We start from the raw sequence: 12,879 nt of genomic DNA on the forward strand, positions 1-12,879 counted from the left end.
AGCACATAGATAAATACAGAGCATTACTTTTGGATATGCGAGCAGGTATTGGGCATCATACTCGGCGTACCTGCAAGCGGCTCATTCTGCGATATGGTTCTCTGCGCCACTTGTTGTGGCGAAATAGTACAGGCGCGCTGATGAGGATATACAAGCGTATCAATATTATTAGCTGCGCTACTTACTGGTTGCATGACATGGGAACTGGCAGCAACGGCACTGACAAGTGCCTGGGAACTACAACCAACACTCAGGACCAGAAATGCCAGCGTCACTATGCGTATCTGCCAGGAGTTACAAGAGCGCACAAACACAACGAACGCACTAAGGAATCGTCGTAACATTACTGGATCACCATCAATTTTCTACAATATTTAATTCATCCACTCCCCAGGAGCCTGGCTCACCGTTCCCTTACCGCTCTTCATAGCCTTGCCATCTTCCCCAATCCGCTTAGGAAGATCGGAGAGGTTAACACGATGCCAGAAGGCCGCCGGGAAGAGGCCGATACCAAAAGCCAGCGCCGCGCCAATTTCCAGGCGGTCAACGGGCAGGCCTGGTGGCAGATGGAACGGAACCTGAGAGATAACCCCGACTCGCAAGAGCAGGGCAAAGACAAAAATCGCCAGTTCGAGGACACAGATAGCCCAATAGGAGAACACCTCTCGCTTCGAACGACTTCGATACACGACCGCTAAGATGATATTCAGGATACACAGGAATGCACTGATCCACAGAGCAATGGAGATAACCTTCATCTGGCCATCGCTCACGCCAGCAAGGGCCATCCCCATCACCGAATGCAGAGATGTCTGTACGAACAACGTGTTCAAGCGTTACCTCCAACTGGATCTAGAAACTTCACCAGCGTATAAGCCCCAGGCCCACACGTGGCTTGTACATAAACACCGCCCTATAATTGTAGGGTCCAAGCTCGCTTGGACTCCAAGAGCTGAAGGTGCGGTCCTCGCGAGTGACAAGGCCATGCCAGCATGGCTGGCCCCTACAATTAAGCGTACCATTAATTTGCGAGAGCGCCATTTAAGAGCAAACGGCATTAGTTGCGAGTCAGCGCCAGATTAGAAAAGGCCACCTCAGTATCTTTGAGATACACCAGCATGCCTACCTGCCCCCCCTTTAGCGAGTTATCGCTCTTGTTACCAACCTGCTTGCCATTGACATAGAACGTAAATTTATCGTTCTGCACATCAATCTTGATCACATTTTGCTGGTTGTGGTTGCCTTTATACTCGCCCTTGATATCGCCTTCCCAGAGCGGCTGCTTCCAGGCTGCACCATCATCTGTTCCACGGCTATCGCTATACTTCCAGAACTGGTACTTGCGCCCACCCTTGAAGTTGCGCACATCAAAGAGGTAGAAACTACGCTTACCCTTGCTATCCTTCTGATAGCGCAGAATCATGCCATACTCATTATGAGCGTCAGAATCATTGTCTTTGATCACATTCATTGTGATCGTACTGACAAAGGAATCAGGCAGTGAAAAATCCTGCAAAATGGCAGTACTGACATTATTCGACGTATTCTTGACATGATACGCCCCATCTTTAAAGGTATAGCCAGGGCCAATTGGCCAGCTATGCGTATTACTATCGAGGGGATCCTCGAAATAGATGTTAGCTGCCTGGGCCGTTGCCGTCACACCCGCCTGGGCGGTGCTGGTCGCCTGGGCTTTCAAAAGCATTGTATCATGAGGGTTAGACTGTTGAGGGGTAGTATGCGAATTGACTAGCCAGAAGAGACTACCGCCAAAGATGATCAATGCAGCTGTAACAATCAAGATAGCCGATTTCAGGCGATTGCTCAACTTTTTTTGCTTTAGATTCTCCTCCTCTGCCTTTAGATCATCCTGCATCTCGGCGGGCAGCTGGGGTAGCATACCCGTCACATACTGACCAGGCTTGCCCGCGACTGGAATCTTAAAGACCCGGGCAGGTTGGACCAGGCGCATCATGCTAGTTGTGTTTGAAGCGCCTGGCGTGCTCACCTCGCCAATTGGCGCCAGGAGACCCGTTTTTCCCTGCTCAGGATATTGGGCACCAAAATCAGCAAGCGTGCCAGTCTTGCCCTGACCAGGCTGTGGCCAGTTGGGCGCGAAGCCCTGCTGCTGTCCCCATCCATCCTGCTGAGGCTGCGGCATCACCCCCTGCTGCTCATTATTCATGCCGGTCTGCGCTGGCTCAACAGGCTGCTGAGCAGCGGGTTGCGCCGTCGCGGCATAATTTAATAGGCCCGTAGGCTTGGACCCATAGGAAAAGAGTGATGAAGAAGCGGGTTGTGAGTTCTGCTCCGCCCCTGGTGAGGAAGGCTGCGCCAGGTTGAATGAGGAGCCTCCGGGCTGAGGCGTCGCCTGGGGCTTCTCAGATGAGAACTGGCTTAATAGCCCGCCTGCACGAGGAGTGGACGGTGCGCTTCCTCCAAATGAGGACGGCGCCTGCGGAAAATCCTCCTGCGGGATCGCGGGCGATTGTTCCGGACCCCAGGGTGGCGTGTACTGGTTAGGCGCTTGATTCTGGTTCTGCGCCAGAAATGTATTAGGCATTCCAAAGGAGGCATCGCCAAAATTAGTATTTCCTGAAGAGAGGGCCGGGGCCACGGGCGTCGGACGAACCGGAGCAGCCTGCATCTCTGGAGGAAGGATGCCTGTAAAAGAGGGCATCGTCATACTCGTCCTGGCGATAAAATCATTGCGCACGGGCGGTTGCGCGGGTTGAGATGCCTGGGCGTTAGCGCCAGGGTCTGCCTGGCCTATGGGAGCAGGCATAGGTGGAAAAGGGTGCTGCTGTTCAGAAGGCTTCTGAGGCGAGTTCTCGTCTTGTGAAAAATGATTTTGTTGCCACATAGGATCAAACAGACCTCGCTTGGTAAAAGAAGCATCACCCTGAGCGGCAGGCACTTTAAGAGTCTCGCCAATGGAGACACCAGCCGAGATCAGCGCCTCGCGAAAAGCGCCCGCGATCTCACTGGCATTGGCATAGCGATCCTCAGGCCGTTTCGCCAGGGTGCGCAGTATCACCTGCTCAGCCGCCACCGGAAGATCCGGGCGCAGCAAGCGTGGTGAGGACGGCGGATTATTTAAATGCTGCATGGCCACCTGCATAGGGAGTGCCCCTTTAAAGGGCAGGCTCCCTGTGACCATGTGATAGAGCACGCAGCCAAGCGAGTAAAGATCAGCACGTATATCGACTGGAGTGCCGATGACTTGCTCAGGCGACATATAGTCGGGCGTGCCCAGAGGGGCTCCAGCCCCCGTCAAGCGCACTTGCGCGGATTGCCCATCAGAGAGGATTTTCACCAGGCCAAAGTCGGTCAGGACCAGGCGGCCCTCCTGTGTGAGCATCACATTCGCCGGCTTCAAATCGCGGTGAATGACACCCCTCCCATGGGCGACCTCTAGAGCGGCCGCGAGTTGTTCAAGATAGTTACTGGTTTGTGCCAGGGGCAGGCGTCCCTCGTGCTCAAGTACATCGCGGAGCGTGCCTCCGCTCAAGTAGGGCATAACCAGGTAGGCCAGCCCATCCTGCTCGCCATATTCATGCACAGGCATGATATTTGGATGAACCAGGGAGGCCGCGGCATCCGTCTCGCGCCGGAAGCGCTCCAGGAACGCAGCCTTTTGACCGGGATTGAGCGGCGTAAAAGGGAAGAGCACCTTGACCGCAACCTGGCGGCGTGGGCGAGATTGCTGAGCCAGAAAGACGGCTCCCATCCCACCCTGACCGATAAGCTGCTGCAAGGTGCATGTCCCAAGCGCCTTACCAATCAAATCCTCTGCGTTCATACGACGACCTGCCTCTTACATGTAGATGAATAGGAACGGACCAGTGATGCCCCAAAACTAGTGCGTAGGATTGTTTACCCCGCGCGTTACTAAAAGGTTTCTAAAGGCAACTTCCGAGTTTTTGAGGTTCACAATCATACCCACCATGCCAGTAGCATAGGAGTTATCAGTGGCATCCATTACCTTCTTCCCATTGACCCAGAAGGTAAATTTGTTGCCATCCATCGTCGCGGTGAGCGTGTTCGTCGCGTTCGCGTCCCGCCCAATCTTAAACTCATTCCCAAGATTGACGTTCTTCCCAATCTGCTGCCAGAACTTATTCTTATCGCCCGAGCTATCATCGTATTTCCAGAAGCGGTAGTAGCCACCTTTTTTATTTAAGACCTCGAAGGTGTAAAAGTGGGTAACCTGCTTCTTGTTTTGCATGGACTGCGAGAAGCGGAAGATCAGGCCAAAGGTATTGACCTCTGAGTTATCGTCGCCAGCGATCTGGCGCATTGAGAGTGAATATGTGATAGGGCCATTAAAGGGCGAGGTCTCCAGGAGACTAATACCGCTAGCATCGGTATGGTTCGTGATATGATAAGCCCCATCCTTAAAGGCATACATATCTGCTGGCGTTTCAGGCCAATCATGCGCGTTATGGTCCAGGGGATCTTGAATCAGGATATTGGAATTGGTTGGTGCCCCCGAGGTCTTCTGCGTACTCGTCACACTGCTATTGCTAGTATTGTTCTGTGGAACCTGGCTCGAACGATTATGCATAAACCAGAACATACCGGCCCCAACCAGTAGAATCAGCACAGTCGCCACCGAGATGGAGATGATTTTTACCCCCAACGAGGCTCCCGAGCGCTCAGAAATCTTCTCATCGGCGGGAATCACAGGCAGAATGCCGGTCACGTAGCGACCAGGCTGGCCCGCAACAGGCACCTTCACGACTTTTACCGGCCCGGTGAGCTTGACTGTTTCGTTATTGCCATTGGTAAGCGTCAGCGCGCCCGTGCCCTGCTGCTTGTTGATCGACATCAGCGAGCCAGTGTTTGTGCGCAGAGCGCCTGTGTTCTGTTGGCCCGAAGGCGCGATCAACGTACCCGTGTTACGCTTTACCATACCCGCTGACTCAGGCTGAGGAGCCAGGGGCGTCGAGGGCAACAGAGAAGCGGCGAACTGCGTACTAAAATCCTGCTGCGGCGCCTGTGTCATAGTAGAGAATTGCTCAGGCATCTGCTGCGCCATTTCATTCTTTGGCGTACCATTCACCAGGGGAAATTTTCCCGTACGCGAGAGCAGGCCACCGGCAGGGCGCGAGGCCTCTATCGGCAGAGGAGAGAGCGGATCAGCGGGAGCGACTGCTGGCGCATCGGCAATACCAGGAGCACGTGCCAGCAGGCCACCACCAACGGGACTGACCTGGCCAAGCTTCTTCGAGGGCAGGACGCCGGGTCTAAACTGGCCCCTGGCTGCAGGAGCAGACGGCTCAGCCTGAGGAGCGGGAGCGGTTGGTCCAGGGACTGTCTGGATGCGCGCGCTATGCCGTGCAGGCTCAAGCATGCCTTTGGGAATAAAAATGCGCCCTGTATTGGAGGTAACACCATTCAACAGTGGACTCACACCAAGCTGGACGCCTGAGCTCTGCAAGGCATTACGGAAAGAGATAGCGAAATCGACCGCGGTCGTATAGCGATCAACCGGCTTTTTAGCCAGGGCCTTCAACAAGACCTGGGCCGCGGCCAGGGGCAAGTCTGGACGTAAAGCCTGGGGCGAGGGTGGTGGAACCTGCAACTGCTGGGCGGCAATCTGCATAGGCGTCTCTCCCTGGAAGGGAGTTGTTCCCGTGAGCATCTGAAAGAGAATCACACCCAGAGAGTAGAGATCGGCGCGTTGATCAACATCGCTGCCAATGACCTGTTCGGGCGCCATATAATCGGGCGTGCCAACTGGCACCCCTTCGCCAGTCAGGCGAACCTGGGGGGCATAGCCCTCGCCCACAATCTTCACCAGGCCAAAATCGGTCAATAAGAGACGCCCCTCGGGGGTCAGCAGAATATTGGCTGGCTTAATATCGCGGTGAATAACCCCGTGATCATGCGCGTGATCAAGAGCCGCGGCCAGTTGTTCGAGATAGTGCGTAGCTTTATCAAGCGGCAGGGGTCCAAAGCGCTCCAATTCGTCGCGGAGCGTACCGCCGCTGATGTAGGGCATAACCAGGTAGGCAATCCCATCCTGCTCACCATATTCATGGACAGGCGTAATATTAGGATGATCCAGCGAGGCCGCGGCATCCGTCTCGCGGCGAAAACGCTCCAGGAACGCCGCTAGCTGATTAGGATTCAAGGGCGACATCGGCATCAGCACTTTTACGGCAACCTGGCGGCGCGGGCGTGACTGCTGCGCCTGGTAGACAGCGCCCATGCCTCCCTGACCGATGAGCCTCTGGAGCGTACAGGTCCCCAGCACTCTTCCTATCAAAGCTTCTGCGTTCATTCTAAAACCTACCCCTTTTCCTGCTCACAAATACAATCGCTAGCTAGTCTTCGTCCTTCGATCTATTGCGATCCGCGTGGGCAACGTGATCCATCACACCTGCATCCTCTACCCACCGCATCTTTATCAGCCACTAGAGATATTTGTACCTTTGTACATATTATTCAACTTGGCTGGTTCTGACAACTTCTAGGCCCTGTAGGCATGACCAAAGTAATGTTTCTTTTGGCGCTCAACCGACAAGAAACACTTTACGCTAAAGCTCACTCAAGGATGTATCTCGGTAGCGTATGTTATAACAGCGTTTGTTATGACATCTCAAAGCTCTCCGGTAGCGCGCACTATTATAGTAAACGGGCGAGTAAGCAAAATGGTAGGAAATAGGGAAAAGAGGGCTAGTGACTGAATATGCATGAGGCCCCCTTCACCACAAAATGGCGGAGGGGGCCTCATGCATATTCAGTCTATACTTCTCCGACGAAGGTTTGGGAGTCGTGCAGGCCGGTTGAGTCACGATCCTCTTCCGCGTCGAGCGGAAGCACGCTATCCTCGATCTGCACAGACATCGAGGGTACCATGCGACTCTGTATGATAATGCCACGTAGCAGGGAAGAGGCGGCCTGCGCGAAGAGGGGGCGTAGGGCAGCCAGGCGCTCGCGTTGCTGTTGCAGTTCGGTCAATTGCGCTTGCGTGTGTGAGGCCACATTCCGCTCGTTCATCACGCCATCCGTCATCAGCGGCACCACTTTATCCCAGGCCTCCTTCATGTCGGCCACCTGGCCAACTGCGGCCTGGACTTGCTGGAGCAAGTCAATGGTCTGGTTGAGCAGCATCAGGATATCGCCCTCTGCCAGCTCGATCCGGTTAAGAAGCGCATTCAAGGACATGCCACGTGACCAGGCAAAGGCCACGCCGTGGAACTCTGGCTGGATACTCGGTGAAAAGTTAATCCCGGCCCGCTCCTCGATGCCATGGACATGTTGCAGTACCTGGTAGAGATCGCGCCGCACGCGCGCGAGGCGCGACGCCAGGACATTCCGATTATGCAGGCGCTTATCATTGCTGAAAGTGAACCAGCTACAGATCTCGGCGACCTCGTTGGGCGACATGCCATCGAAGATACCGCGCATTATCATCTCGACCAGCATGATACCAGCGGGATGGAAGATACCGCGCAGAAGGCGCCCCTTCAGCGTCAACTCATCGTTCTGGCCGATATGGCCAAGTGCCCGCAAGGCGAAGATCGTGCCATCCAGTTCGGCGGCGCCCGCCCGGCTGAGTGGGTAGGAGCCGATGCGCTGGCGGCGCTTTTCTAGCGCCTCAAACGCGCCCTCAGAGGCCGCCCCTTTCTTCTTGCCCGACTTGCGCGCCTTCTGATAGCGCTTCTCCAGGCGATGATACTCGTTCAGCTCCCATATGAGGTAGCGCTGGTACTCGCGCAGGCTGGAGGCGCAGATGCGACGCAGATGTTGCACATCTCCTGGCCGCCAGAGGTTGAGCACCGAGTTATAGCGAATGACAAATGAGCTAGTGACGGGTAGCATCTCGCCCGTGATGCGCTGAAATGCATCCTCGAAAGGCTCCCAGGGTGAGTAGGGGATAACTGCCGAGCCGCGCACATCCATGCCGCGACGTCCAGCACGCCCGGTCAACTGACGGTATTCATTGGGCGTGAGCAGGCGCATCTCCTGACCATCGAACTTGCTGAGGCTGCCCACCACAACGGTACGAGCTGGCATGTTCACGCCCAGGGCCAGGGTATCGGTCGCGAAGACGGCTCGCAGGTGTCCCTGGGCAAAGAGCGTCTCCACTAGTACCTTCAGTCCCGGCAGCAGACCGGCATGATGGAAGGCGATTCCACGCGGAAGCATGTTCGTCAGGGAGAGCACCTGTTGCAGGTTGCGATCCTCGGGCGGCAGGCGATCTAACCAGATCCCAATTTCTTCGCGGATAAAGGCCTCTTCCTCGGGGGTCGTAAAGCTATGGAGAGAGGCGCTCGTGGCGGCCTCTTCCACCACACGACGACCAGGCAAGAAGTAGAGACAGGGCAGCATATCGGCGTTGCGAAGCGCGGTCAATGTCTCACCTGGCTCGGGGGCCTTGAAGAACTGGCGCTGACGTGGCCGCACGGGGCGATCTTCCGCCTCACTGCCCTCTTCAGTATTGGGAGCAGCATGCGCCGACGCTGTAGAGGGAGCAGACGAGTGCTGCTGCGCGCGCGAGGTGCTTGGTTTGCCCCGACGCTCGGCTCGGCGTCGCTGCTCGCGGTTGGGCACGCGCCCCTTACGCCGATTCTCCTGCTTATCCCAAAACTCCTCGGTGACGGCCTCCTCGTCAACCTCGCCCTCTTCATCGTCGTCATACACGTAGATACGTCGGCGATTCATCATCTGCGCGATCTTGGCCTCGCCACCGACTCTGGGGAAACGATTGACGCGGTTCCCCTCGGCATCCTGCACCAGGTGAATCTTATCGCCATAGTAATAATAGTGCTCCAGCGGGACTGCGCGCTGCTCGTGAAAGACCAGTGAGATGGGGCGATGCACACGACTGATCCAGCTTGCCAGGTCTTCAGCGTTGCTAACCGTGGCGGAGAGGCCCACCAGTTGCACATGTTTAGGTGAGCAGATGATCGCCTCCTCCCAGACGGGGCCGCGATCAAAGTCACTCAAGTAATGCAGCTCGTCAAAGACCACAAAGCCGACATCACGCAGCTCGCTGGCATCAAGGCGCTCACCGTTGGCGAAGCGCTCGCCTCCATCTTCCAGCAGCATATTGCGATAGACCTCGGTCGTCATAATCACAATCGAGGCATGGCTATGCTCCACAATATCGCCAGTCACCAGGCCAACATTGTCATAGCCGTATAGCTCGCGCATATCACGATACTTCTGGTTCGAGAGGGCCTTAAGAGGGGTTGTATAAATGATACGTTGCCCACGCTTTTGTGCTAACCAGACAGCGAACTCAGCGACCAGGGTCTTACCAGTTCCGGTAGGAGCAGCTACCATAACAGAGCGCCCATCCAGCAGATGAGCCACAGCCTCTAGCTGAAAATCATCGATGGGAAAGGGATAGCGAGCAGCAAAATCTTCGATTGCGGCCTGGTTCACACGCCCGGCCTCCACGTATTCGTCCATGCGCCTTTTTCTTTACAGTTTCAAACGTTCGCAATATTGATCTCCATTGTAACATGCAGCGGGGGTCTGAACAAGCAGGACGATTGTCGAGGCAAGCTGGGCAAATATCCCACGAATGTGTAGGACAAACACCCAGCATGGTTATCACCTTATGGAAGCGCCCATCGTATTGTGTATAGTAAGAGTTTTCTTGCCAGGTGGCTGGTGGTTTCGACGCAGAGATATTATTCGCTACACAGCAGACAAGTATGTAGGAGGTACAGCATGGAGAAACGCGAGTCAAAAGGCCCAGTAGGCAAAACCCTGGCTGTAGTCTATGGCGCGGTCGCGGCCTTCACAGCCATCTCGATCATTGTCCCCATCTGGATGGAGAAACTAGAGCAGCGCGCTAGTCGCAAGAGGTAGATATAAGTAGTGTGTGATGCAGCAACTGCCGGGCTGAAGCCCGGCAGTTGCTGCATCACACACTACTTATTCCATAACCAAAGGTGGGAGAGGGATTGAATCTTGGAGCCTGGGTGTTTATACTATAGGAAGACAATAAGAGAAATATGCGCCAGCGTTGATAAAGAAGAGTAACCTGCGCGAGATACCAGCGAGCCGACGGAGGGTGCGAGGTCGGCAATCAACAGCAGGTGAAGGGCGCTTTGGAGCTGGCTTTGGATTCCATAAAGAGTGGCTTCACTGATTTGTGGTGAAGAAGCAGGGTGGAACCGCGCATGTCGCCAGAGCGTTGTAGTGGCCCCAGGCCCACACTGGCAACATTCGTCCCTGGGCGGAGAGAAGACGCCTGGGGATTTTTTATGTGGAGGTTCACCACTCATGACACAAATCGAAGAGATGCAAGAAGAGGTTCAGGGAACACCCCTGGTTCCCATCGACAAGATCGTCTCCCTGAGCAAACGGCGCGGGTTTGTCTATCCCAACTCCGAAATCTATGGCGGTGTCGCGGGCTTCTATGACTTTGGTCCCCTCGGTGTCGAGCTGCGCAACAATATCCGCCGCTTCTGGTGGTGGTCCATGGTGCAGATGCACGACAACGTCGTGGGTATCGAGGGCGCGAACATCACCCATCCACGCGTCTGGGAGGCCAGTGGACATGTCGAGAACTTCGTCGATATCCTGGTCGATTGTAAGAAGTGTAAGCGCCGCTTCCGCATCGACCACCTGGACCCCAAAAATGTTGAGCAGAACAAGTGCCCGGCCTGTGGCGGTGAATTCACCGAGCCACGTCGGTTTAACCTGCTTATGGAGACCTACCTGGGCGTGGTTGAGGGCGACCGCATGAAGACCTACCTGCGCGGTGAGGCCTGCCAGAACATCTACTTGGACTATGATAACGTTGTGAAGTCCTCGCGTGTACAGATTCCCTTCGGTATCTGTCAGATTGGTAAGGCCTATCGTAACGAGGTCACGCCGGGCAACTTCCTCTTCCGCCAGCGCGAGTTCGAGCAGTGGGACCTGCAATTCTTCGTGCATCCCAGCGAGATGGACAAGTGGTTTGATTACTGGAAGGAGTATCGCTTCAAGTGGTACCAGACCATCATCAACCACAAGGATCGCCTGCGCTTCCATGAGCATGGCAAGGACGAACTGGCACACTACGCAAAGAAGGCGTATGACATCGAGTACCGCACGATTCTGGGCTGGCAGGAGTGGGAAGGCATCCACTGGCGCCAGGATTGGGACCTCTCGCGCCACAGCCAGTATAGCGGCCAGGACCTGAGCTACACCGATCTCAACACCAAGGAACGTTATATTCCCTGGATCGTCGAGACCTCGGGCGGCGTGGATCGCACCTTCCTCAATCTGCTGCTCGACGCCTACGAGGAGCAGCCAGATCCCATGGGCAAGGGCAATGATCGCACAGTGCTGCACCTGCACCCCTGGCTGGCCCCGGTCAAGTGCGCGGTTCTTCCTTTGCAGAAAAATAAGGAAGAGCTGGTTGGCGTTGCCAAGGATATCCATAAGAACCTGCAACGCTTCATGGTCACCCAGTACGACGATATCCAGAATATTGGACGTCGCTATCGCCGCCAGGATGAGATTGGTACGCCTTACTGCGTCACCATCGACTTCCAGACCCTGGACGACCAGACTGTCACACTGCGCGAGCGCGACAGCATGGAGCAGATCCGTATTCCGATCGCGGAACTGACCATGTACCTGCTCGACCGCGTCACCTGGAAGTAAGAAATCCGAAAAAGAGATGCGAGGTTCAGGGCAGCCGATGGCTGCCCTGAACCTCGCATCTCTTTTTCGGATTGAAGGACTAATAGTAGGTGGGCGTAGCTTTGGCCGGGATTACTTCGTTTTAATTGATGTATATGCCATGATGACTCATACTGCTAAGAAGATGAAGAAAGCTAGAGATAGATAAGAATATGACTCGTATTGTTTCGTTTAATATCCTGGCTGGCGGCTATAATGTGCGTGAGCAGGGCAGCAAGCGCACGCGAGAAATTTGTAGTATTCTGCAATCTGTTAAGCCAGATATTGTTGGCGTGGTAGAGGCGACGCATCCGCAGATCCAGGAGCAACCACGCGTCATTGATGAAATTGCCAGAGAGATGGGAATGCAGTTGGTTATGGGCGGAGAACCAGCCTATCCTGGCGACTACCAGCTCGCCCTCCTGACACGCCTGCCCATCCTTGAGACAAAAATTCACCCACGTCCAGGGATTTTGAATAAGCCCCTGCTGGAGGTCAGCGTTGAGGAGGAGAGTGGGGAGCGCCTGACGGTCTTTGTGACGCACCTATGGGCCTCATTCTTCAAGGGCCGGGGAGGTGGCGCGCTCAGGAAGCGCGAGGTGCGCGAGATTCTGCGCATCCTGGCTCCCATCCAAGAGGAAGGCAGACCCCATATCTTGATGGGTGACTTCAACTCCCTGGCACCCGGCGACACCTTTCAGGCTAGCGAACTGCTCCGCGCCCTCGTCTCCTTAGAACAGGAGAAACGGGGCAAGCATAAGTTCAAGAACTACGCGGACGGTGTACCCACGCTAAACTATGTTGTGCCACCGCCCCTCCGCTTCCTGATCCCCGTGCTGCGTATTATTCCGCGCAGCCAGGTGCTAAGCGGGCTGTTTAACCTGGCGGCCTCGCTCTACGCACCACGCGCGAGTATCGGCCTCCTGCTTTCAGCAGGCTATGTCGATTGCTTCCGCAAGAAGGCCCCGCGCGATCCCGGCTTTACCTGCCCGGCCATAGCGCCAGCCGGGCGCATTGACTACATCTTCGCCGCCCCTGAACTGGCCCAACGCTTAGAGCAGTGTCAGCCCATCCTGATGGGCAATGGAGTCCTCGGTAGCGCCGCCAGCGACCACCTGGCGATGACGGCCAGCTTTACCGCCAAACCGGCCATAACTCCGAAAGCGCCCAGCGTTGAAGAATCTATTGTAGGCTAAAGAAGCAGCAAAAAAGAGAGGCTCCGTAGCCGCGTACGCAAGT

Annotated in this window: 8 protein-coding genes; 3 read left to right on the forward strand and 5 right to left on the reverse strand. The window is 55.4% G+C overall.

Annotated elements, in window-relative coordinates; genetic code table 11:
- Positions 1-23: 23 nt before the first annotated feature.
- The 5 genes from JMJ04_RS05760 to JMJ04_RS05780 form a co-directional block, all read right to left on the reverse strand.
- Positions 24-344 carry a hypothetical protein gene (locus tag JMJ04_RS05760; RefSeq protein WP_201369585.1) on the reverse strand — a complete coding sequence of 107 codons (321 nt, stop codon included), beginning with the start codon at positions 342-344 and terminating at the stop codon, positions 24-26.
- 30 nt (positions 345-374) lie between these two features.
- Entirely contained in the window at positions 375-833 is a 459-nt protein-coding gene (locus tag JMJ04_RS05765; RefSeq protein ID WP_201369586.1) for a hypothetical protein, read from the reverse strand.
- A gap of 224 nt (positions 834-1,057) precedes the next feature.
- Complete coding sequence (locus JMJ04_RS05770; protein ID WP_201369587.1) at positions 1,058-3,802, reverse strand: serine/threonine protein kinase; 2,745 nt, start codon at positions 3,800-3,802, stop codon at positions 1,058-1,060.
- A gap of 57 nt (positions 3,803-3,859) precedes the next feature.
- Positions 3,860-6,289 (reverse strand): serine/threonine protein kinase, encoded by a 2,430-nt coding sequence (locus tag JMJ04_RS05775; protein WP_201369588.1) that lies wholly within the window; start codon positions 6,287-6,289, stop codon positions 3,860-3,862.
- A gap of 464 nt (positions 6,290-6,753) precedes the next feature.
- Positions 6,754-9,429, reverse strand: a complete 2,676-nt coding sequence (locus tag JMJ04_RS05780; protein WP_201369589.1) for a DEAD/DEAH box helicase — start codon at positions 9,427-9,429, stop codon at positions 6,754-6,756.
- Positions 9,430-9,693: 264 nt separating this feature from the next.
- Here JMJ04_RS05780 and JMJ04_RS05785 point away from each other — a divergent pair, with 264 nt between their 5' ends.
- The 3 genes from JMJ04_RS05785 (at position 9,694) to JMJ04_RS05795 (ending at position 12,836) form a co-directional block, all read left to right on the forward strand.
- Positions 9,694-9,834, forward strand: a complete 141-nt coding sequence (locus JMJ04_RS05785) for a hypothetical protein (protein ID WP_201369590.1) — start codon at positions 9,694-9,696, stop codon at positions 9,832-9,834.
- 417 nt (positions 9,835-10,251) lie between these two features.
- Positions 10,252-11,622, forward strand: a complete 1,371-nt coding sequence (locus JMJ04_RS05790; RefSeq protein ID WP_236037929.1) for a glycine--tRNA ligase — start codon at positions 10,252-10,254, stop codon at positions 11,620-11,622.
- A gap of 191 nt (positions 11,623-11,813) precedes the next feature.
- Positions 11,814-12,836 (forward strand): endonuclease/exonuclease/phosphatase family protein, encoded by a 1,023-nt coding sequence (locus tag JMJ04_RS05795; protein ID WP_201369591.1) that lies wholly within the window; start codon positions 11,814-11,816, stop codon positions 12,834-12,836.
- Positions 12,837-12,879 lie beyond the last annotated feature (43 nt).

It is taken from the genome of Ktedonobacter robiniae (assembly GCF_016587375.1).
In the GTDB taxonomy this organism is placed as follows: Bacteria; Chloroflexota; Ktedonobacteria; order Ktedonobacterales; family Ktedonobacteraceae; genus Ktedonobacter; species Ktedonobacter robiniae.